This window comes from Brevibacillus sp. NRS-1366 (assembly GCF_050467985.1).
The window spans coordinates 116,746-139,570 of the sequence record NZ_JBITPN010000051.1; the positions used below are offsets into that span (position 1 = coordinate 116,746).

Annotated in this window: 18 protein-coding genes; 5 read left to right on the plus strand and 13 right to left on the minus strand. The window is 49.5% G+C overall.

The features are described from left to right. Window positions 1-42 precede the first annotated feature (42 nt). Genes ACIFQN_RS29755 through ACIFQN_RS29765 form a run of 3 tightly spaced genes read right to left on the minus strand, consistent with a single transcriptional unit; the run spans window position 43 to window position 3,558 of the window. The gene (locus tag ACIFQN_RS29755) at window positions 43-1,128 is read right to left on the minus strand and encodes a HAMP domain-containing sensor histidine kinase (protein WP_429836662.1); all 1,086 of its coding nucleotides are present in this window, start codon (window positions 1,126-1,128) and stop codon (window positions 43-45) included. Beyond that, on the minus strand, window positions 1,125-1,799 hold the full coding sequence (locus ACIFQN_RS29760; RefSeq protein WP_429836663.1) for a response regulator transcription factor: 675 nt from the start codon (window positions 1,797-1,799) through the stop codon (window positions 1,125-1,127). Before ACIFQN_RS29760 ends, ACIFQN_RS29755 begins: the two co-directional genes overlap by 4 nt. A 4-nt stretch (window positions 1,800-1,803) precedes the next feature. Beyond that, complete coding sequence (locus ACIFQN_RS29765; protein ID WP_429836664.1) at window positions 1,804-3,558, minus strand: ABC transporter ATP-binding protein; 1,755 nt, start codon at window positions 3,556-3,558, stop codon at window positions 1,804-1,806. Between the two features lie 304 nt (window positions 3,559-3,862). On the opposite strand from ACIFQN_RS29765, the gene acnA reads away from it, so the two are divergent. Continuing rightward, window positions 3,863-6,595: an aconitate hydratase AcnA gene (gene acnA / locus ACIFQN_RS29770; protein WP_429836665.1), complete on the plus strand. Its 2,733-nt coding sequence runs from the start codon at window positions 3,863-3,865 to the stop codon at window positions 6,593-6,595. Window positions 6,596-6,787: 192 nt separating this feature from the next. On the opposite strand, the gene ACIFQN_RS29775 is transcribed toward acnA, so the two are convergent. From ACIFQN_RS29775 to ACIFQN_RS29785, 3 genes are read right to left on the minus strand one after another with little or no spacing between them, the layout of a single operon-like run. Beyond that, window positions 6,788-8,689 (minus strand): ABC transporter ATP-binding protein, encoded by a 1,902-nt coding sequence (locus ACIFQN_RS29775; RefSeq protein WP_429836666.1) that lies wholly within the window; start codon window positions 8,687-8,689, stop codon window positions 6,788-6,790. Continuing rightward, complete coding sequence (locus ACIFQN_RS29780; RefSeq protein WP_429836667.1) at window positions 8,686-10,416, minus strand: ABC transporter ATP-binding protein; 1,731 nt, start codon at window positions 10,414-10,416, stop codon at window positions 8,686-8,688. The genes ACIFQN_RS29775 and ACIFQN_RS29780 overlap by 4 nt, the downstream gene beginning before the upstream one ends. A 28-nt stretch (window positions 10,417-10,444) precedes the next feature. Continuing rightward, window positions 10,445-11,104, minus strand: a complete 660-nt coding sequence (locus ACIFQN_RS29785; protein ID WP_429836668.1) for a TetR/AcrR family transcriptional regulator — start codon at window positions 11,102-11,104, stop codon at window positions 10,445-10,447. Between the two features lie 152 nt (window positions 11,105-11,256). On the opposite strand from ACIFQN_RS29785, the gene ACIFQN_RS29790 reads away from it, so the two are divergent. Together ACIFQN_RS29790 and ACIFQN_RS29795 are read left to right on the plus strand one after the other, a co-directional pair. Continuing rightward, on the plus strand, window positions 11,257-11,580 hold the full coding sequence (locus tag ACIFQN_RS29790; protein WP_429836669.1) for a DUF3892 domain-containing protein: 324 nt from the start codon (window positions 11,257-11,259) through the stop codon (window positions 11,578-11,580). A gap of 153 nt (window positions 11,581-11,733) precedes the next feature. After that, a complete protein-coding gene (locus tag ACIFQN_RS29795) occupies window positions 11,734-13,326 on the plus strand; it encodes an alkaline phosphatase family protein (RefSeq protein ID WP_429836670.1) in 1,593 nt (530 codons plus the stop codon). A gap of 20 nt (window positions 13,327-13,346) precedes the next feature. On the opposite strand, the gene ACIFQN_RS29800 is transcribed toward ACIFQN_RS29795, so the two are convergent. Both ACIFQN_RS29800 and ACIFQN_RS29805 read right to left on the minus strand, forming a co-directional pair. Beyond that, window positions 13,347-13,820, minus strand: a complete 474-nt coding sequence (locus tag ACIFQN_RS29800) for a DUF4188 domain-containing protein (RefSeq protein WP_429836671.1) — start codon at window positions 13,818-13,820, stop codon at window positions 13,347-13,349. Window positions 13,821-13,829: 9 nt separating this feature from the next. After that, window positions 13,830-14,462 (minus strand): TetR/AcrR family transcriptional regulator, encoded by a 633-nt coding sequence (locus ACIFQN_RS29805; protein ID WP_429836754.1) that lies wholly within the window; start codon window positions 14,460-14,462, stop codon window positions 13,830-13,832. A gap of 165 nt (window positions 14,463-14,627) precedes the next feature. Between ACIFQN_RS29805 and ACIFQN_RS29810 the strand changes: the two genes are divergently transcribed. Then, complete coding sequence (locus ACIFQN_RS29810; protein WP_429836672.1) at window positions 14,628-15,749, plus strand: glycosyltransferase family 1 protein; 1,122 nt, start codon at window positions 14,628-14,630, stop codon at window positions 15,747-15,749. Between the two features lie 159 nt (window positions 15,750-15,908). On the opposite strand, the gene ACIFQN_RS29815 is transcribed toward ACIFQN_RS29810, so the two are convergent. The 3 genes from ACIFQN_RS29815 to ACIFQN_RS29825 form a co-directional block, all read right to left on the minus strand. Then, the gene (locus tag ACIFQN_RS29815; protein WP_429836673.1) at window positions 15,909-16,652 is read right to left on the minus strand and encodes an IclR family transcriptional regulator; all 744 of its coding nucleotides are present in this window, start codon (window positions 16,650-16,652) and stop codon (window positions 15,909-15,911) included. Window positions 16,653-17,000: 348 nt separating this feature from the next. After that, entirely contained in the window at window positions 17,001-17,825 is an 825-nt protein-coding gene (locus tag ACIFQN_RS29820) for an aldo/keto reductase (RefSeq protein ID WP_429836674.1), read from the minus strand. Between the two features lie 220 nt (window positions 17,826-18,045). Further along, window positions 18,046-18,684 carry a pyridoxamine 5'-phosphate oxidase family protein gene (locus ACIFQN_RS29825; protein WP_429836675.1) on the minus strand — a complete coding sequence of 213 codons (639 nt, stop codon included), beginning with the start codon at window positions 18,682-18,684 and terminating at the stop codon, window positions 18,046-18,048. A gap of 243 nt (window positions 18,685-18,927) precedes the next feature. Here ACIFQN_RS29825 and ACIFQN_RS29830 point away from each other — a divergent pair, with 243 nt between their 5' ends. Then, entirely contained in the window at window positions 18,928-20,394 is a 1,467-nt protein-coding gene (locus ACIFQN_RS29830; RefSeq protein ID WP_429836676.1) for a protein adenylyltransferase SelO, read from the plus strand. A gap of 150 nt (window positions 20,395-20,544) precedes the next feature. On the opposite strand, the gene ACIFQN_RS29835 is transcribed toward ACIFQN_RS29830, so the two are convergent. Both ACIFQN_RS29835 and hutI read right to left on the minus strand, forming a co-directional pair. After that, complete coding sequence (locus ACIFQN_RS29835; RefSeq protein ID WP_429836677.1) at window positions 20,545-21,549, minus strand: agmatinase family protein; 1,005 nt, start codon at window positions 21,547-21,549, stop codon at window positions 20,545-20,547. After that, on the minus strand, window positions 21,546-22,820 hold the full coding sequence (gene hutI / locus ACIFQN_RS29840; RefSeq protein WP_429836678.1) for an imidazolonepropionase: 1,275 nt from the start codon (window positions 22,818-22,820) through the stop codon (window positions 21,546-21,548). The genes ACIFQN_RS29835 and hutI overlap by 4 nt, the downstream gene beginning before the upstream one ends. Window positions 22,821-22,825: the final 5 nt, after the last annotated feature.

Consider the following 22,825-nt stretch of genomic DNA (forward strand, 5'->3'; position numbering starts at 1 on the left):
AAACAGAAAAGTCCCCTTCTTTTTTAGAAAGGGGACTTTTGTTTACAACGATCGCTTTCCTACCTGGGCAACTGTCCCTCTCGGCAAACGCACGGTAAAGGTCGTTCCTGCATGTAGCTGACTCGAAACGGCAATGCTGCCGTGATGCATGTCTATAATCTTTTGGACGATGGAAAGGCCCAGCCCGCTGCCGCTTACTCCGCGATTTCGAGATTTATCTGCCTTGAAGAATCGCTCGAATACTCGTCCCTGATCCTCCTCCGAAATTCCGATTCCAGTATCCGCTACTTGCACTACCACTTCGTTTCCCTCACAGCGCAATCGGATCGTAATCATGCCTTTTGCCGGTGTAAACTTGATCCCATTGCTAATCAGGTTCATCCATACCTGACTCAACATATCTTCATCTGCTTCCATCTCTGTTTTTTCGAGATCCACTTCCATCTCGATCCCTCGCTCCAGCCATTGCGGCTCGCAAGCCAAAATAATCCCCCGAATCTGCAAATCCAGGCGATATCGCTTGTGCTGGAGCGGATGCTGCACTGCTTCCAGCGAAGTCAGTCGGAGCAGATTATCGCTTAGCTTGGACAGTCGCTTGCTTTCCGTTTCGATAATTTCCAGATAATGCAGCCGCTCTTCATGAGTGAGCTGCTCATTGTGCAGCGCGCGGGCAAATCCGCTGATCGATGTCAGAGGAGACTGAATTTCATGCGAAACATTGGAGATGAACTCCTGCTTCATTTGCTCCATCTGGTTCAGCTGTTCTGCCATATGGTTGAAGCCTTCGATCAGCTCTCCCCACTGATGCTTTAGCTTGATATCGAGATTCACGTTAAAGTCGCCTTTGGCAATCCGGTTAATAGCCTCGTAAAAAGCATCGAACAGATCGAATTGATTCGGCTTCTTGATTCTGATGATCACCGCAAAAAGAAAAAAGAAGAGAAAGCTGAGGACAGTGTTCACAATCCCGCTGAGATAATCGGATGGATGGACGCCAACTTTATTATAGAAGAAATCCGTCGCCCCATACGCCAATGACCAGCATAGAGCGATCACCAGGAAAAAGGCGATCAATGCAAACACCTTGAGAAAAAAGGACTTCCACGACCTGTCCTGCTTCCTTCTCATACGTGGATCTCCAGCCGGTAGCCCAATCCGCGAACCGTCCGAATTAAAAAGCCGAATTCCTCCTGGGGAAACCGCTCTCGCAAACGGTTGATGTGTACATCCACGGTCCGCTCATTCCCTTCAAAATCATAGCCCCAAATTTGCTCAATCAATTGCTCGCGGGTGATTGTTTTGCCAGGATAGCTGCCCAGCTTGAACAACAGCTCAAATTCTTTTAAGGGAATCGTCAGCGGCTTGTTCCCTTTGGTCATCTCAAACGTTTTCCGATTCAATTGCAGTTGCCCGATCTGTACCGTGTGCGAGGCCTCGATTCGATATCGTTTCAGGAGAGCCTTTACACGGACTACCAGCTCAGCAGGCTCAAACGGCTTGACGAGGTAGTCATCTGTCCCCAACTCGAAGCCCTTGATCTTTTGCGATGTCTCAGCTTTTGCTGTCAGCATGAGTAGGGGGATATCGTAGTACCTCCGCAGCTCCCGGCACAGCTCCCAGCCATCCATATTCGGCATCATGATGTCTAAAATGACCAAGTCGGCCGGCGTAGAGGCAAACAAGGAGAGGGCCTCCTCCCCATCTGCCGCCCCCTGGACCTCAAAGCCCTCCTTCTCCAAAAACACCCGGACCAGCTCGCGAATATGCGGATCGTCGTCAACCACCATCAGTCTAGTCATAAATTTATACCCTCTCTTTCATCCGCAATTGCTGGGTTGCAAACTCGCGGTACATCTCGTGACTTTGGAATAGCTCCTCATGGGTGCCTTTGCCGGTAATACGCCCTTTTTCCATGAAGAGAATCTGGTCCGCATCCACGATTGTCGACAGACGGTGAGCGATGACGAGCGTGGTGCGTCCTCTCATTAGATTTTGCAAGGCCCTCTGAACGATGATTTCCGACTTGCTGTCGAGGCTGGAGGTTGCTTCATCAAGCATGAGAATTTGCGGGTCCCGCAACAGCGCTCGTGCGATGCCGATTCGTTGTCTTTGACCACCGGAGAGCTTTACGCCTCTTTCTCCTACCTCCGTGTCGTAGCCATCCGGAAGTTCTGTGATGAACTGATCTGCATAAGCCATTTCAGATGCCCTGCGCAATTCTTCCTCACCGACCTCACGGAAAACTCCATAACAAATATTTTCCCGGATCGTTCCTGCGATCAAGGGACTTTCCTGGGATACGTAGCCAATTTTGCTTCTCCACGATGCGAGCGTAAAATCAGCAATGGACTCATCCCCCAGCTTTATGTGACCATGCTGCGGCTGATAGTACCGCTCAATCAGGGAAAAGAGTGTCGTCTTGCCGCTTCCGCTGGGTCCTACAATCGCGTTCACCCCTCCAGCCTGGATCGTGAAGGTGATGTTATCCAGAATGGTCTCTTTATTTTCATAGGCAAAGCTCACATTCTCTACATGGATAGGCAGATTCGCTTTTTCTAGTTGTTTGCCGGATGTATGGTCTTCTTCCTCAGCCTCTAATGTCGTAATAATTCGCTCTGTAGCGCCAATCGCCTTTTGCAACTGCGTAAAGAAGTGGGTAAACTGTCCGAGCGGCATCATGATCTGCACGAGATATAAGATGAAGGCAACCAGCTCCCCTGCCGTCAATGCTCCTGTCGCAACGCGCATGCCCCCATATCCCATGACCACGACGAGCAGCACCATGATCACGAGTGAAATAAGCGGCCCGATCAGTGCCTGTACTCTTCCTTCTCTTACCCCAAAACGAAACAGCTTGTCGATTCCTTGTTTGCCGCTTGCATATTCGTGCGGCTCCGCATTCGACGATTTAACGAGACGAATCTCTGATAGAACCTGCGTCATAATGGTCGTGAAGCTGGCCGTCTCGTCTTGCAGACCCTTAGAAATTTTGTACATTTGCCGCCCCAGTGGCACGAGAATCAAGAGCGCCAATGGTACAGCAATCAGCATGGTAAGCGTCATTTGCCAATCAAGGTAAAGCAAAGTGACAACGGAACCGATAATAGAGATAGTACCGGTAAAAAAGCTGGACAGATGATCGGTAATCAACCCTTTGACCACGCCTGTATCGTTGGTCATTCGGCTGATCGTCTCCCCTGTCCGATGTTTGTCGTAATACGGTACAGGCAGGACGAGCAGCTTTTTCCAGAGTCGATCCCGGAGCGAGGCCACGATGTCTTGCCCTACATGATTCAACATGTAAATGGACAGCCCGCTGGCAACTGCTTGTGCGATAAATGCCCCAACCAAAAGTATGATTTGTCCCCGACTAATCAAGGAAATCGTAAAGCTGTCTATGAGGTCTTTTGTGAAAAGTGGAATGATCAAACTCACCAGAGTGGTGGCGATGCCAAGGAAAAGCGCCGTACCAATCATCAGCTTCGACGGGTTTGTTTCCTTTAGTAATTGAATGAACGGGCGCAGTTTCCCTGATGTGTCTTTTTGTTTTGTCTTCATTTGTTTTGTATCTCCTATCCTGTTTTCTAACTCTCCCCACGAGGGTACGTTTTTCCTGCTAGAGAAAAGATACTGCATGAATGTAAACGAAATATAAACGGGATAATACATGAGGTCTGGGAATTTTCTCTTCCGTATTAAAATGAAAAACGCACTGCCGTTTTTTCTTCAATGATTTTGTATATAAATGATGAATTTGGGGTAGAAGCCGAGAAACAAATCGAGTATAATAGGGTCGTAATGAAGAAACGAAACTATGTTTCATCAGATGAAACTCCAAGTGACAATAGGGAGGTTGTATACATTGGCTAACAAAGATGCTTACAAAGTAAAATCTTCCCTGCAGGTAGGCGACAAGTCTTTCGCGTATTATCGCCTGCAAGGATTGGAAGAACAAGGACTTGGCGATGTTTCCAAGCTGCCGTTCTCCATTAAAGTACTGCTCGAGGCTGCTGTACGTCAGTTCGACGGACGCGCTATCACAAAAGAACACGTACAACAACTGGCGACCTGGACAAAAGGCCGCGACGAAAACCAAGAAGTACCTCTGATGCCAGCTCGTATCGTTCTGCAAGACTTCACCGGTGTACCGGCTGTAGTTGACCTCGCTGCGATGCGTATCGCGATGAAACGCGCTGGTGGAGATCCAAAACGAATCAACCCACTCGTTCCAGTTGACCTCGTTATCGACCACTCCGTTATGGTTGACGATTTCGGTAACGCTGCTGCTTTAGACAACAACATGAAGCTGGAATTCGAACGCAACCAAGAGCGCTACCGCTTCCTGCGTTGGGCTCAAACTGCGTTTGACAACTTCCGTGCGGTTCCTCCAGCTACTGGTATCGTTCACCAAGTAAACTTGGAGTACCTGGCAACTGTCATCGCTACTCGCGAAGTAGATGGCGAGCTCGTTGCTTTCCCTGACTCCCTCGTAGGTACTGACTCCCACACCACTATGATCAACGGTCTTGGTGTTCTTGGATGGGGTGTTGGCGGTATCGAGGCAGAAGCAGGAATGCTCGGTCAACCTCTGTATTTCGTAACACCAGAAGTAGTTGGTTTCAAACTGACTGGCACGCTGAATGCCGGTGCGACTGCAACCGACCTCGCTCTGACTGTTACTCAAATGCTGCGTAAAAAAGGCGTTGTAGGTAAATTCGTGGAGTTCTACGGACCAGGCCTGTCCAACATCTCGCTGGCTGACCGCGCAACTGTAGCCAACATGGCACCTGAATACGGCGCTACTATGGGCTTCTTCCCAGTAGACGCTGAAACGCTCAACTATATGCGTCAAACCGGTCGCGAAGAAGACCTCATCTCCTTGGTAGAAACATACACCAAAGCACAAGGACTCTTCCGTACTGACGAAACTGTAGACCCTGTGTTCTCCGAAACATTGGAACTGGATCTGTCTACTGTCGTACCAAGCTTGGCTGGTCCAAAACGTCCGCAAGACCGCGTAGAACTGACTGCTATGAAGGAATCCTTCAATGACAGCTTGCGTACGCCAATCGAAAAAGGCGGTTTTGGTCTCTCCGAAGAGAAAATCGCAGCTAGCGCGCCAGTTGCTTATGCCAACGGTGAAAAAGCTACACTGAAAACAGGTGCGGTCGTTATCGCAGCGATCACTTCCTGTACCAATACATCTAACCCAAGTGTAATGCTGGGTGCTGGTATCCTGGCGAAAAAAGCTGTTGAAAAAGGCCTGAAAAAGCCTCCATTCGTAAAAAGCTCCCTGGCTCCAGGTTCCCGTGTAGTTACGCAATACCTGACTGACGCTGGTCTGATCGACTCCCTGGATGCTATCGGATTCAACGTAGTTGGATATGGTTGCACCACTTGCATCGGTAACTCCGGTCCATTGCCAGAAGAAACCAGCAAAGCAATCGCTGACGAAGACCTGACTGTTGCAGCTGTCCTTTCCGGTAACCGTAACTTTGAAGGCCGTATCCATGCACAGGTAAAAGCGAACTACCTCGCTTCTCCTCCATTGGTTATCGCCTATGCACTGGCGGGTACTGTAGATATCGACCTGACTACAGAGCCAATCGGTACTGGCAAAGACGGTCAACCCGTATTCCTGAAAGACATCTGGCCAACTCCACAAGAGATCTCGGCAGCAATGGGTAAAGCAATGAACCCTGACTTGTTCCGCGCTGAGTACGGCCAAGTGTTTACACAAAACGAAGCTTGGAACAAAATCGACGTTCCAACTGGCGACCTGTATGAGTGGGATGAAAAATCAACATACATCCAAGAACCGCCATTCTTCCAAAACCTGGCTGGCGAAATCGCAGCGATCGCAGACATCAAAACCGCGAACTCCATCGCACTGTTCGGTGACTCTGTGACAACTGACCATATCTCTCCAGCTGGTAACATCGCGCCAACTAGCCCAGCAGGTCTGTATCTGCAAGCGAACGGCGTAGAGCGCAAAGACTTCAACTCCTACGGTGCTCGCCGTGGTAGCCACGATGTTATGATGCGCGGTACGTTTGCGAACATCCGTATCCGCAACCAAGTGGCTCCTGGCACTGAGGGTGGCGTAACCAAATACTTGCCAACTGACGAAGTAATGTCCATCTACGATGCTTCCATGAAGTATCAAGCAGATGGTACTCCACTCGTTGTATTGGCTGGTAAAGAATACGGTACGGGTTCTTCCCGTGACTGGGCAGCAAAAGGTACATTCCTCTTGGGTATCAAAGCAGTTATCGCTGAGAGCTTTGAGCGTATCCACCGTGCCAACCTGGTTGGTATGGGTGTTCTGCCTCTGCAATTCGCTGACGGCCAAAGCTGGAAGTCCCTCGGCATTGACGGAACAGAGTCCTTCAGCATCCTGGGTCTCTCCGACGATGTACAACCAGGCCAACGCGTAAAAGTGGAAGCTACCAAGAAGGACGGCAGCACTTTCGAATTCGACGTAATCGTGCGCCTCGACTCTATGGTAGACGTAGACTACTACCGCAATGGTGGTATTCTGCAAACTGTTCTTCGCCAGCTGCTGGACGAAGGCAAACCAGTAACAACAAAGTAAGCCATACCCAAATAAGTTCGTAACAGCACCCACCTAGGCAAAAGGGCAGACTGGCGAGAAATCGGCAGGCTGCCCTTTTCCTGTTCTCTTTTCTTGGTACAATCATTTCGCTACAAGAAACCAGATCATTTACCCTTATAATAAAAACCACCCTCTATTTGAGGGCGGTTTCGGCTTGCGGACGCTTTGCTATTAGCTTACCTGCTGACTCATGTTGCCTTTCGAAAATTGACTGTTATACAAATCGGCGTAAAAGCCGCCTTGGTCAAGCAGTACTTCATGGTTCCCCTGCTCGATGACTTTTCCTTGGTTCATAACGAGAATCAAATCGGCATCACGGATCGTCGAAAGGCGGTGAGCAATGACAAAGCTCGTTCGGCCCTGCATGAGGCCATTCATTGCCTTCTGAATCAAAAGCTCTGTCCGTGTATCGACACTGCTCGTCGCCTCGTCGAGAATCAGGATGGCGGGATCCGCCAGAAAGGCTCGCGCAATCGTCAAGAGCTGCTTCTGCCCCTGTGAGATATTCGAGGCTTCCTCATTCAGAATCGTTTCATACCCTTCAGGCAATGTCCGCACAAAATGGTCTGCATGTGCGGCACGGGCGGCCTGCACAAGCTCCGCTTCATTCGCTCCTTCTCGTCCGTAGGCGATATTTTCCTTGATCGTGCCATTGAACAGCCACGTATCTTGCAGTACCATCCCGAACTGGCTGCGCAGCTCACTGCGCGGCATACTGCGGATGTCCTGTCCGTCGATGGTGATCCGGCCGTCTCCGATCTCATAGAACCTCATGAGCAAATTGACGAGGGTCGTTTTGCCAGCTCCCGTCGGACCGACGATCGCCACGGTCATCCCCGGCTTCACATCAATATTCATGTTCTGGATGAGCGGCTCTTGCTCTTTGTAGCCAAAGGATACATTTTCAAACCTCACATGCCCCTCCAGCTCTGAAGAAGCAGTCAGGGAGCTATCATCTGCGGACTCCTCTGGTTCGTCGAGTATCTCGAAAACCCGTTCAGCGGCCACCAGCGTGGATTGGATGATATTCGCAATATTGGCCGTTTGCGTGATCGGCTGCGAAAACTGCTGGGCATATTGGATGAAAGCCTGCACATCCCCGATGGAAATATTGCCTCGTGTAACGAGGACACCACCTACTACACAGACGAGCACGAAACCAATATTTCCGACAAACATCATGAGCGGCATCATGATTCCAGAAATGAATTGGGCCTTCCAGCCAGATTGGTACAGCTTCTCATTAATCGAATCGAACGTTTCAATCGCTCTTTTTTCCCGTCCGAATGCTTTTACAATCTTATGCCCTGTGTACATTTCTTCGACGTGTCCGTTTAGCTCACCGATTGCCTGCTGTTGACCTTTGAAATGAGGCATTGAACGGGACGCTACTTGCTTGATGACAACAAAGCTGAGCGGCAGCGTCACCATCAGGATGACAGTCATCAGTGGGCTAATGGTCAGCATCATAATGATGACCCCGACCAATGTAATGACAGAAGTAATCATCTGCGTCAAGCTTTGCTGCAGTGTACCGCTGATCGTGTCTACGTCATTAACGACCCGGCTCATGACTTCACCATGGGTGCGGCCATCGAAATATTTGAGCGGAAGTCTCGCCAGCTTTTCATTTACTTCCTTGCGAAGCGCATAGACGGTCTTTTGCGCTACACTAGCCATGAGATACTGCTGAATATAGGCGAACAACGAGGAAAAGAGATAGAGCCCGATCAAAGTCAGGATAATCTGCCAAACAGCGCCAAAATCAAATGTTGCTCCCGGCACCCCTTTTAGCTTCCCCATAAAGCCTTCGAAAATGGTCGTCGTTGCATTTCCGAGCAGTTTCGGACTGATGATCCCAAATACGGTGCTGAGTGCTGCGGTCAAAAACACGATAACCAATTTCGTGCGGTACGGTTTCAAATAACCGAGCAGCCTTCGCAGAGTCCCTTTGAAATCCTTTGCCTTTTGACCAGGCATCGTCAGCATTCCCGGTCCACCAAAACCCATTGGCCTTTGCGCTCCCGGCCCTGCACCAGGTCCCGGGGGTGTACGCCGCTGTTCTTGACTCATGCGATTTCCTCCTCCGTTAGCTGGGATTTGACAATCTCTCTATACACGTCGCACGTTTCCATTAATGCCTGGTGAGTACCAATGCCTGCAATTTCGCCTTCTTCGAGCACGATGATCTGATCTGCGTCCATGACGGTATTCACCCGCTGGGCAACAATCATCACGGTCGCTTCCTCTGTTTCATTTTTCAAGGCCGCCCGCAGCCTGGCGTCAGTCTTGAAATCAAGCGCAGAGAAGCTATCGTCAAAAACGTAAACCTCCGGCTTTCGCACGAGGGCACGCGCAATCGAGAGTCGCTGTTTTTGTCCACCAGACAGGTTGGCTCCGCCTTGGGATAGCACCGACTGGAGCCCATCCTTCATGCTGGCAATAAAATCCGATGCTTGCGCGATCTGTGCAGCTTGCTCGACTTCCACATCCGTCGCTTCTTCTTTTCCATAGCGGATGTTGTCCGCGATCGTCCCCGTAAAAAGCAACGCCTTTTGCGGTACGAACCCGATTTTGGCACGGAGCGTGGCTTGGGACAAATCCCGGACATCCGTATTTCCGACGCGAACACTGCCACTCTCGACATCATAGAAGCGCGGGATCAGACTCACGAGCGATGTTTTGCCTGATCCGGTACCACCGATAATCGCTGTTACCTGTCCAGGCAAAGCTGTAAATGAAACAGAAGACAGGGCAGGCTTTTCTGCTCCCGGATAGCGGAATGTCACTTGATCAAAAACGACTTTTCCCCGGCTTTCTCCTTCTACTGCCCCTGCTTTTTCACTATCGAGAATGACGGGATCAGTCGTAAGCACTTCATGGATGCGCACTGCTGAGGCGGAAGCCCTCGGCACCATGCTGAACATCATGGACGCCATCATGAGCGAGAAAAGGATCTGCATTGCATACTGCAAAAACGCCATCAAGTCGCCTACCTGCATATGACCTGTACTGATGCGCAAGCCACCGAACCAAATAATCGCAATCGAGGTAACATTCATCATCAGCATCATTACAGGCATCATTCCAGCCATAATCTGATTGGCTTTGATTGCAATCGCGGTGAGATCCTCATTCGCGTGATCAAAACGGTCCCGCTCGTGTTCGGTACGGTTGAAAGCCCGAACGACGCGGATTCCGGTCAAATATTCACGCAGGACTAGATTCAGCCTGTCGATTTTGGTTTGCATGGCTTTAAAATAAGGGATCCCTTTCGACCCGATCCAGTAGATCGCCAAAGCGAGAATCGGGATCGCCACAATAATCACGAGGGACAGCTTGGCATCTTTTGAAAGAGCCATGATAATCCCGCCGATGCACATCATTGGCGCCATGACCATCATACGCAGCATCATATTGAGCACCTGCTGGACTTGGGTAATATCGTTGGTCGTCCGTGTGATGAGCGATGCGGTGCCCAGCTTGTCAAATTCTTGTAGAGAGAATCGTTCGATATGACTGAAAACACTGCTGCGAAGTCGCATCCCGAAACCGGAAGCAGCACGTGACGCCAAATAGCTGGCACCGACAGACAAGGCGGCACCCACTGCTGATACCAGCAGCATCAGACCTCCAATTTTCCATATATAGGGAGCGTTTTCCTTGACGATTCCTTCGTTGACGATGTCTGACATCAGCGTCGGTAAATAAAGATTGGCCATCGATTGAAGCAGCACAAATACCATGGTCATGACGACCATATACCGGTAAGGCCGCAAGAAACGAAGTAACTTAAGCATTTAGATTCACCCTCCGGTATGGTTTGAACTACGGGAGCAAATGTACACTGATCATGGCGACACAGGAATCGGTCGCAGCCTCGATGTCAGCCAAAAGAAGATGTTTGGCCTCCTCCAGGTCATGGCCAGCTTGCAGCAAGGCTTCCCGTTTCCGGTGCAAAAAACCCATTGCGTGCATCATCGCCCCCCAAAACTGTTCCGCCAGCAGCTCGGCTGACATCTGTCGGATCTCCCCTGCCTCCATCCCCTTTTGGAGTGTTTCCACCATGACTTGCAAATTGTTGTCACGCCATAAAAGAGTTTTGACCTCCTCTGCCGTGAACAGCTCATGCAGGTCATGGCGCATACGGAAAAAAAAACGCACATGCAGAGAACGCTCGAACAAATTGTGGTACATCACAACAGCAAACTTTTTGCACAGCTCTACAGCCGTTCCTTCTTGGGAAAAATGGACAAGGGTATGTTTGTTGGACAGATGGAACATATGCGTGAACAAATCGCGAAACAGCGATCGCTTGTCTTTGTAGTAGTAATAGACCAATCCCCTGGCCACTCCGGCGTGCTCGGCAACATCCCCTATCTCAGCCGCTGCGAATCCTTTTTCCACATAAACGGCAAGTGCGCCCTTCATGATTTCTTCTTTTCTCCGTGCGCGAATTTCTTCATTTTGCTCCTTCGTGCGAGGCACGAGCTGTCGCCTCCTTTTTAATTGACTTTCGTGTCAGTCAAAATATAATCCTCTAATAAAAATGTGTCAAGAGGCGAATTTTCACGAATCCACATATCGAATGCATGTTCTCCCCATGATTTACACACCCTTATGGATGAGGAGGGATTACTTTGGAACAACAAAGCTTTGAACAAATTTACGCAGACTATAAAGCCGCAGGAGAGCAGCAAGCCATACAGGAAAACGGTGAGACGGCCCCCCCGTCTGCGTCCGGAAAAGAACAAATTATCGCGGTGCGGAAAAATGATGATGGGGACTTGATCGCTTTCAAGACAGATGCAGGGCGGGAGTTGGACTACATCACTGCCTTGCAGGATGCGAAAGCAGGAAAACTGGCGCATGTTGACGTTTTCCACAAATACGGACGTGATATATTGCGAAGCGAGCCTGACGGGATTAAAGAAAACAATCTAGATAACCTGCCTTCGTTTTAAAAACCTGCTAACTAATGAATGAAGCCCACCTTGCAGCAGAAAAGGTGGGTTTTGATTGGAAGAAACTTCATCGCGTTACTGAGAATGGAATAATTACAGAAAGAGAACAAAACATAAAAAGGAGAGAATGAATTTGAGGAAAGGACTTAACCGATGAAGCGAAGATATACATCCGTCATAGTTCTCATGATCCTATCCAGCCTGCTGATTTACGGTTGCCGGACTCATTCAAACCAGCAGCTCCACCAGCAAAGCGTGCCATCTCCGCTCCCTGCAAGCGATAACCAATCGATTAAACCGACCATTCTCATCCTCATTGATTCGTTAATGGACAAGCCGCTACGCCAAGCGATTGAGCAAGGTCGCGCTCCAGCTTTAGCGTATCTCTTTGCCAACGGACACTATTTTCCGCAGGTGGTGAGCTCATTTCCCACGATGTCTGTGACGATCGACAGCACCATGCTCACCGGAACTTATGCGAATCAGCACCATGTTCCAGGGTTGGTTTGGTACAACGGCAAGGAAAAGCGCATGATCTACTATGGCTACGGACCCAAGGAAGCCTTGAAGATTGACCAACCGCAAGTCTTGCTCGACATCATTCAAGATTTAAACCAAAACCAGTTGAACAAGGCAACAAAAACCGTCCATGAAGCACTTGCGGGGCAAGGAAAGGATTCAGCTTCGATCAATGCGATTGTCTGGCGGGGAAAAACGAAGCACGTCTTGCAAATCCCTCCGCTGATTTCCCTGAGTACGCCTTTGCCAAAGAAGGTCAAGGTGACAGGCCCTGCTTTGTTATCGTACGCAGCATTTGCACAGCTTGACCCAAATCAAAAGAAACAGAAGCGGATTTGGCGCAAATACGGCATGAATGACGAGTTTTCCGCAGAGGAAGCAGCCTATCTCATTTCTCAAAAAAAGCTCCCCCCTCTAACGATCACGTACTTCCCCGAAAATGATATGGAAGTGCACAGAAAGGGACCGTCGACGATAGAGGGGATTGTAAAGGCGGATAAGGCACTGCAAGTTGTGCTGAATGCTTTTGGCTCCTGGGAAAAGGCTCTAAATCAGGCCAAATGGATTGTCATGGGTGACAGCGGTCAAACCGCCGTTCTGGATAATCGCAAAGCCGCTACCATTGATCTGCGGACATTGCTCAGCACCTACCGAATCGCGGACATCAGTCGCCACGTAGAGCCAGGCGACCAAATCGTGCTTGCTGCCAATGAACGGATGGCCTATCTATACGATCTTGATGCTAAACTGTCCTTAGATGATATCGTCCGGCATTTGCAGCAAGAAAAGCGGCTCGACATCATCGCACGAAAAGACGGGCAGCGTATTGTCGTTACAGCAGGAAAAAGCAATAGCATGGTGGCCTTTTATCCAGGTGGGCCGGAAACCGATGAATATGGTCAATCTTGGACGATCAGTGGGGAGCCCAAACTGCTGGACCTAACAGTAACAAACAATCGAATCAAGTACGGAAAGTATCCAGACGTAATGGCGAGGCTGTACGGAGCAATGAACTCCCACGAGGGGAGATATGTGATCGTTACCGCAGCGCCCGGCTATGAGCTGATCACCGAAAGCTCTCCTACCCATATCGGCGGTGCTGCCCATGGCTCCTTGCACGAAGCAGATTCCCTCGTTCCCGTACTCGTAGCCGGAACCAGTACACGCCCCCGCACTTTGCGAATCGTCGATATGAAAGAATGGCTGCTGCGAATGGTGAATGAGTAGAAGAAGCTGTTTTGTCTCGCCTACTGTTTGGTTAGACGCTGCCTTGACGTTTCCCGTTTACCGGTCGCGGAAACAATCTCCCCCACTTTACCCAATCCAAACGCGGGCATATTGACATATACACTTTCGTATTTGCCGGCTTCCACGAGATAAGTCTCGTGGAAGACCCCCACCGTGCCATCTGATCCTACTGATTGATTAAATTTCTTCCAAGCCGACAAATGATTGTGACTGTGGCGTGCGTAGTGCTCCAAATGCTCGTAGGAGCGCCAATATTGAATCTGAGTAATCGTACGCATGTTGAAGCTGCCGTTATGCCCTAAAAAGCCCAGCTCCGGGTGCTGATACAATTCCTTCATCATCCCTCCCATCGCCGCCGCAACCGGTGCCCACTTGTGCACAGCAAACAGTCGATTGATGCGCATTCCAATGATAAAGACGACGAATGATCCTTCCATTTCCGCTGTAAACCGACCTGGCATCACTTTTCCCATTTCTTCCACCTACCTGATTAATGATTTGAGATGCATTTCATAAAAGGCTAAGAAGTCGCTTGAGCGAAACAGATGAGCCGACAAATACGCTCCATAAAACATGGAAAAGAGCAAAATGACAGCTTCTTCATCGCTGACCTGCAGAGAAAGCTGTCCATCCTCCCTTGCTTCGATCACACATTGGCGAAAAATATCATCGAGAGCGACTTCAGCAATCGCAGCTCTCTCCTCGCGATCGGGAAACAGCAAAGACAGCTCGGCATGAGACAACACAGGAACGCAAGGATGCATTTTTTGTTCGGATAAAAAGCTGATGAGACTAAGCATGATACCAGGATACTTCTTGCCTTCTTCCGTGACCTTGGCAAATATATGGCGGACCGCATCCCACCCACGCTTGGAAGAGGACGATAGCTCTACGTAGCACTCCGCCTGCCAAATGCTCATGAAGTAAATCAACAGGTCTTCTTTTTTTGGAAAAAACTTAAAGAACGTAACCTTGGATACTTCTGCGCGCTGGCATATATCTTCGACCAGAACATTGCGAAAGTTTCCCTCCCCGATCAAATCAAGACAGGCCTTCAAAAGAGCCAGCCTCGTTTTTGCTTTTTTCCTCTCGCGCAGTGAAATATTTTCTGCCATCATTTTTTCTTTTCCTTTCGTTGGAACTCACTTTAAGTTTATATTAGTAAATAAATTAACTCAAGTAAAGTTTTTGTTTTTTTCTTTTTTTATTTCATTCATTCCAGTAGCCTTTAGCCCCCAACTCCATAACATAGTGAAGAGCCCTGCGAAGGAGAGAATCACATGAGAATTTGTTTTCATTGCAATCTCATCGAATTCAAGCCAAAAGGGAACGTTTTGCAGTTCTTCATTCTGCTACGGGCACTTGACCGCAAAGTGGCACAACTGCCAGCAAGCGAGAGGGATCATTATTTATTAGACTGCGTCCTCCCGTTCCAGTTCCGTAATGGAATGGGCGGTTTTACGTTTCAGCATGTCCAGTTTTACAAGTCAGATCATCCGATCAATAGAATCATTCGCCGGGATGAAACGAAAAAGTACGACTTCATCTTTATCCGTGGTCGCAATGAGGCTATCCAGCTTTTAGATCAAAAAGCTTCTCTCGGCCCCAAGCTGCTATTTTTAGCCATTCAATACAACTTGAACGATCCATACATCATGCGTAGGCTTAACCGTATCTTTAAGCATGCACGGTTGGTATTTTTCCAAACGGAACCAAATGCACAGCGATATCGCACTTATCAGCTCCAAAGAGGCGACTACTCGAGTCAGGAGCTCGATCGTAAAATTCAAGTTCTTCCACAGTTCGTCGAACCTCCGAAGGATTCACTTAGGGACATTCTGCCATCTGATCCACTTGACCTGATTTTGGCCGGCGTCATCCGACCTCGCTACGGGCTGGGAGTCGCTACAAATGCCATTCGTGTCATCCGAAAAAAATACCCGAAAGCCAGGCTGCATGTTGTGTATCCCTCAATCGTCGGCAAATACAAAAAACAGGCAAAAGCAATGCTCCGTACCCGAGGTGTAGTAGACCATGGAGAAAAATCGATGTGGGCTACTAAAAAAATGATCCTAAAAAGCGGGATAGGCATTGCTTTGCTTTACGATAAAACCAATGATCAAAACCCATCGCATTCCTACTTATCCCGCGTGCTAGAATATATGGCTTTGGGTGTTCCTGTCTTGACTACTCGAACGATTGGAAACGTGGCTTTGCTCGGAGATAACTACCCCTTGTTCGTACTGGATGCACACGATATTGCATATCAATACAAAAGGCTGTCTGATCCCGCTTTCTACCAGGAGATGAGCCAGTACGTGTCCAGCCGTGGGGAACGATTCCTCGCCGATAACGCTGTACAATCGTTTTGGACTACACTGCAGCATGAGTACACACGTTAAGAAAACCTCTATCGAGGCTTGTTCAAGGAGGAGCGACCGCGTTTTAGCTGAAGGTTATTCTTGCTGAACCAAGAAGTATGTACGAGGAGATTATACTTTCTGATTCAGTAAAAAAGCCAACGCCCTTTTTCATCCAGGAGCGTTGGCTTTTTGGTTTTCTTATTTCATCATTTTTCCCATCCGATACGCTGCCTCCATGATATAGGGAGCGTATTCTTTCATTTTTTCCGGAGTCAGGCGATTAGAAGGACCCGAAGCTGCGATCGAAGCAACTAGTTGTCCATTCCGATTGAAGATAGGTGCAGCGACTGCCGCAGTCCCCAGCTCCCTCTCCTCCACACTGGTGGCAAAGCCCTGTTGCTTGATTTGAGCCAACTGCTCCACATAGACTTCTTGATTGACAAAATCAGGCCAGTCCGGGTCGCTCAATAGCTCGTTCAAAAAATAGGGCTCCGCATAAGCCACCAATACTTTACTAGATGCCCCTACTGCAAGTGGCATACGTGCGCCGATTGGGGCTACCCTGCGAATGGGCTGCTTGCTTTGTACAGCCTGTATCCGTATCCGCTCACTACCATCACGTACATACAGACTGATTGTTTCTTCTACCAAATCCCGTAGCCGTTCCATCTCTGGCAATAGCAATGTAGCAGGGTCGTCGTTGTGAGTCAGGTTTGCCGACAGCTCCCAGATTCGAAATCCCAAGCGGTATTTCTCCGTTTGGATATCCCGGATAAGAAAACCCTTGTTTTCCAATGTTGCCAATAACCGATGCACAGTGCTTTTATGCAGGGAGAGTCGGCTGGATATCTCACTTAGGCCTAAATCCGTGGAATCCGTAAAACAGAGCAGGATATCCAAAGCCCGTTCGACGGCTCGAACGTTTGCTTTTTGTTCTTCCATCTTTCATTACACCTGCTTCCTCATGAATCCGTTTGTTTCATCTGATGAAACAAATATGCTACTTTTCAGTATACGAAAAAATAAAACATAGTAAAGAGCGAATCCGTAGGAGTATACAAATCCTACCTATTTTTTTGACATAGGACATTCCCACAAGCGCTGAAACAAAATCTGTTTCACATCGCGATTGGGGGAATGACCTCTATTTTATACGAAAAAAGGGTAGCCGTTCCGAGCGGCTTCCCTTTTTTCATACAGATAGGAATTTATAAAATTCCTATCCAGTATAAGTGCTACCGCGGCTCCGCCAAAAGGCATGGCGTAGCCAGGTTTTCTAATCGGTTTTTCCTAGAAATCGAAGTTGTCCGGGTCTGGTCCAACTCGTTTATTTTCGTTCAAGGCACTGATTTTTTCTACATCCTCTGCGCTAAGTGAGAAGTCAAACACATCAGCATTTTGGCGAATGCGCTCGGGCGTAATGGATTTCGGGATCGTAACGACCTGATTCTCCAAATCCCAGCGGATCACGATCTGTGCTGGAGACTTGCCATATTTTTGCCCCAGCTCTATAAGGAGTGGGTGGTCCAGATTTCCTTGCATCAGTGGACTCCACGCTTCCAGCTGGATATGGCTTTCCTTGCAGTAAGCATGCAATTCTTTTTGGGTAAGCAGCGGATGGTATTCCACCTGGTTGACCACAGGTGTGACCTCGCTGTTTTGGCGCAATTCCTCCAGATGATGGATTTGGAAATTGCTCACCCCGATCGCACGTACGTAACCGTCACGATACAGCTTCTCCATTGCTTTCCACGTCTCCACAAACTTGCCTTTTACCGGCCAGTGAACGAGGTAGAGATCGAGGGTATCGATCCCCAATTTTTTCATGCTCACATCAAAAGCGGCAAGTGTGCTCTCGTAGCCTTGATCCGCATTCCATACCTTTGTCGTGATGAACAGTTGATCGCGATCAATTCCGGATTGGCGGATACCTTCGGCTACACCTTCTTCGTTTCCATAGACTGCCGCTGTGTCTACACTGCGGTACCCCGCTTCAATCGCCGAGCGGACTGCCAGTGTTTCATTGCCTTCTTTTGCTTTCCAAACACCCAGACCTAGCCATGGCATCTTGACGCCGTTGTTCAATACTGAATGATCTGTGATATGTGTTGCCATCCGATCTCCTCCCGCCTCACGCCCTAAATATGTACGTACCTTTCAAATTTTAGCATAAATGGCCTTGTAAAAAAACTCTATCGAGGCCTCCTCAAGGAGGAGCGACCGCGTTTTAGTAGAAGGTTTTTATGCGTTCCAGAAAGTTTAAGCGATGTTGCTTTCATACGGCGTGGCACTTAAACTTTCTTACACGTTCAAAAAAGGTTCGCAGCATATCCACCTAGTAAAGACGCTTGGTATAACTTTCTTGTAAACCCTCCGCAACTGACTTGACTGTGACGTCCGGAAGCTTCACATGGTCCGCTAGAATTTGAGCGGCATTCGGAATCGTTCCTTCTTCTGGCCAGGTCTCTGGCTTCCACATTCCCGAGCGCATAAATGCTTTGGCGCAATGGATGAAGCACTCCTCGACGTGAACACCTATTCCGAGTGCAGGCACCCTTCCTTTTACCGCCATCTTCTCCAGCAGTTCAACATCCCGGATGACGCAAGCACGTCCGTTGATGCGCAATGTTTCTTCGAGAGTCGGAATCAAAAAGATCAACCCGACCTGTGGATTGGACAAAATGTTTGTTATCGAGTCCATCCGCTTGTTTCCAGGTCGCTCCGGTATGACGAGATGGTGGTCGTCGATAATATGCACAAAGCCAGGGGCATCTCCGCGCGGGGAGGCATCGCAATTTCCATTTTCATCTGCTGTTGCCAGAATGAGAAATGGGGCTTGCGCGATATAGCTGCGGACATGATCATCAATCTGGGAGATTGCTTTGTTTTGTACCAATCGGCTAGGTTCACCGTACAAATCTCGAAGTTCACTCTCGGATGAGATTACTTCGCGAAATATTCCGAATCCAGACATGGCAGGCACCTCAATTTCATGGAATCAAAGTCTTACACTCATGATAACATATTTTTGGGTCTACGACTGTGAGAAGTACTAGTTGAGGAGAGAAGAACGTGCAATCGGATTACAAAAAAGGACGCCATCCATGCGTGGAAAGGGTATAATAAATGAGCAGAAGTTAACGCTAAAAAAAGCTGACTTGGATTGATTTTGAAATAGATTACCACTACATTTCACAATGTCTAAAAAGGAGATACAATGACAGAGAAAATAGAAGCGGGCTGGAATTTTGACAACAGTTATACGCGGCTGCCGAAAACATTTTTTTCCAGGCTGAACTCCCCCCCTGTACCCTCACCGAAGCTAATCATTCTCAATGGTCCGCTAGCAACCTCCCTAGGATTGAACATCCAAGCGCTGGAAAGCAATGATGGCGTAGCGATGCTTGCCGGCAACCTGATACCCGAAGGCGCAATGCCTCTGGCTCAAGCTTATGCTGGGCATCAATTCGGGCATTTCACCATGTTAGGTGACGGCCGGGCTCTGCTGCTTGGCGAACAGATCACCCCACGAGGTGAGCGCTTTGATATTCAGTTCAAGGGCTCAGGTAGAACGCCTTACTCCCGCCGAGGCGATGGGCGAGCAGCACTTGGACCGATGCTGCGCGAATACATCATCAGCGAAGCCATGCATGGACTTGGTATTCCTACGACCCGCAGCCTGGCAGTGGTGACAACCGGAGAGTCCATCTACCGCGAAACCGAGCAACCAGGTGCCATCCTGACCCGCGTGGCTGCCAGTCATATACGCGTCGGGACCTTTCAATACGCCGCAGCATGGGGCACTTCCGAGGAACTGTGCGCCTTGGCTGATTACACCTTGCATAGACATTTTCCTGAAGCTTGTGCTGAGGAAAACCGTTATCTTTCCCTTCTTAAGGAAGTAATCAAGCGTCAGGCTGCGCTTATCGCCAAATGGCAGCTAGTCGGCTTTATTCACGGGGTGATGAACACTGACAACATGGCCCTCAGTGGAGAAACTATTGACTATGGTCCTTGCGCCTTCATGGATGCCTATGATCCAGCAACGGTCTTCAGTTCCATTGACACGCAAGGCCGCTATGCCTATGGCAATCAACCGTATATCGCCGCGTGGAATCTCACGAGATTTGCTGAAACTCTGTTGCCGTTGCTGCATGACGACGAGGAGCAAGCTATCAAACTGGCCGAGGATGCGATTGCAGAATTTCCGGATCTATATCAACATAATTGGCTCGCCGGTATGAGGGCAAAATTGGGCATCTTTAACGAAGAATCGGAGGATGAATCCCTTACGAGCGAGCTGCTCAGTATGATGCAGAAGTATCGTGCGGACTATACCAATACCTTCCGCGCATTAACGATTGATACATCGGAGGAAACAATCCTGTTTGGGACCTCAGAATTTGCGTCATGGCATGAGAGGTGGCAGGCGAGACTTGGCAGGCAGCAGGAAACAATCGCCTCCTCACAGCAGTTGATGCGCAGCAGCAATCCCGGCGTAATTCCTCGCAACCACCGGGTAGAAGAAGCTCTTGAAGCAGCGGTGGAACAAGGAGACTACAGTTTCATGGAGCGGCTTGTTGATGTTCTATCGAGACCGTATGCGCACGCCCCGGAACAGGTTGAGTACTGCACACTACCTGCACTGTCGAACCGACCCTATCGCACCTATTGCGGTACCTGATTGAGAAGCACCAATGGTTTACACGCTCAAAGTACAACTCAAGTCGAGGCTGCTGTTCATTATGAACGGCAGCCTTGCTGTGTTAGCTGGCAAATCAGATTACGAAGAAAAACTGCCCGTATCAGGCAGTTTTCAATAAGCACGAGTATCTTATTTTTCCTGTATTCGCTGACTATACCCTGTCAAAAACGACAACATCACATGTACAGCCGTCTTGACGGTTGCTTCCCCTCGGTCCTTGAACGGGTCGAGGCAGACCAGATCCATCGCCTTTACTTTGGGGAACAAGCCGGCGATATGTACTGCTTCAAACAGCTCATCGCTCTGCATTCCACCTGGTGTCGAAGCTGGCACACCTGGTCCGTAGCTGCTGTCCAGTACATCCATATCCACAGTGAGATAAATCGTATCGACTTGTTGTCCGAGCTGTTCCAGCGCTTCCTGTACAGTCTGGGCAACGCCCTTTTTCCGAGCGTTACGGAGCGTCGTATAGTTTACGCCTGTCTCATCCGCATAGGTTTTGAGCGAGCGTGCATTGAAAAAACCGTGCAGGCCGATATTGTGAACGTCCGTTGCCCGGATGGTCTCGCTCTCGATCAAATTGCGGATGGGGGTGCCGTTCGACGGTCCGTTGTCCGCCAAGTCACGCAGATCAAAATGTGTATCCAGCTGCAATATTCCTACGCGTTCTGTGGGATGAGCATCCTTGTAGCCTTTGATCAGCATCGCCGTGATCGAATGGTCGCCACCCATTGCAAGCGGCAGCACCTGTGGATGATGGGTGCGCATTTGCAGCATGGCTTCTCGGATATTGCGGTGACACTGGGCGATGTCCGTTACATGCTGTCTCACATCTCCGAGATCGACGACGCGCAAGTCACGCAAATCCACATCATGATCCAGGTTGTACGTGGTGAAATACTTCCACGCTCTGCGCATCGCATCCGGGTTTTCACTGGCTGCTGAAGCAGAGATGGAGGAACGGGAAAGCGGCACGCCTAGAATCGCCGCATCGTACCCTGACCAGTCAGTGCTTACGGAAGAGTTGACTTCCAACGTCTGAATCCATTCGTTTACTTTAGGCTCGGCAGGAGCAGCACTCCTATCCCACGCAAAGCTTGGCGGTTTCAATAATGGATAAGGATAGCCGCTCACGTGAGTCTCCCTCCCCGTACTACGATGGTGCCGTTTTTCACTACCGTATCTACGTGATTGATGCCATAACGATATTGAAGGGTCATAAAGTCAGGAACGTCAAAGATCGTCACATCCGCTTTTTTCCCTATCTCGATGCTCCCGATCTCATGTGCACGGCGAATAGCGTGAGCGGCATTAATCGTAGCTGCTGACAATACCTCCGCCGGGGTCATCCCCATTTTCAGACAGCCCAGATTCATGATCAGCGAAAGCGATACCGTCGGCGAGGAGCCTGGATTGCAATCCGTCGAGATCGCCACTGCTACGCCCGCGTCAATCATTTTGCGTCCATTCGCTGACTCCGCCATCAAGAAAAAGGCCGTCCCTGGCAGCAACACGGCGATGACACCCGCTTTTGCCATCATCTGGATACCCCGATCGGATGCGCGGAGCAGATGGTCGGCTGATACGGCTCCGATCGTCGCTGCCATCTCCGCCCCCTCATACGGCTCGATTTCATCCGCATGAATTTTCGGGAGGAGGCCATGCGCTATCCCGGCTTCGAGGATTCGTCTGGATTGCTCGGGCGTAAACACACCGCGCTCGCAAAATACGTCGTTAAACTCAGCAAGCTTGCGGCGTGCCACCTCTGGAATCATCTCGTTTACGACCAGATCAATAAAGGCTTCCGGATCTTCTCGATATTCGCGAGGAACGGCATGCGCTCCCATAAAGGTGCTGACGATATCAATCGGATGCTCTTCATGCAGCTTTTTGGCAACCTCCAGCTGCTTGATCTCGTCTGATAGCGTCATCCCGTACCCGCTTTTTGCCTCAACGGTGGTGACACCATGCAGCAGAAATTGGTCCAGACGTCGCTTGCTCTGGGTGAACAATTCCTCATGACTCGCCGCTCTCGTCGCCGCAGTGGTCGAGTGAATCCCGCCGCCATTGTTCATAATTTCCATATAAGTAGCACCGTTCAGCCGCATATTAAATTCGTTCTGCCGGCTGCCCGCATGCACCAGATGCGTGTGCGGATCAATCAGACCGGGAGTGACCAGCTTGCCCGCAGCGTCGATTATTTCGGCTTCATGGCCACGTTCACTGTAAGCTTCAGCCAGGTCCGCATCTGTGCCTACGCGCTGGATGACTCCATCTTCCAGCCAGACACTGCCGTTCTCAATGATGGATAACTGATTCATGCCTTCGCCGCGGGCAGGTGCCGCTGATCCGCCGGCCAGCGTAGCGAGCTGGCTGGCATGGCGAATCCATACAGGTTTGGTCATAGCTC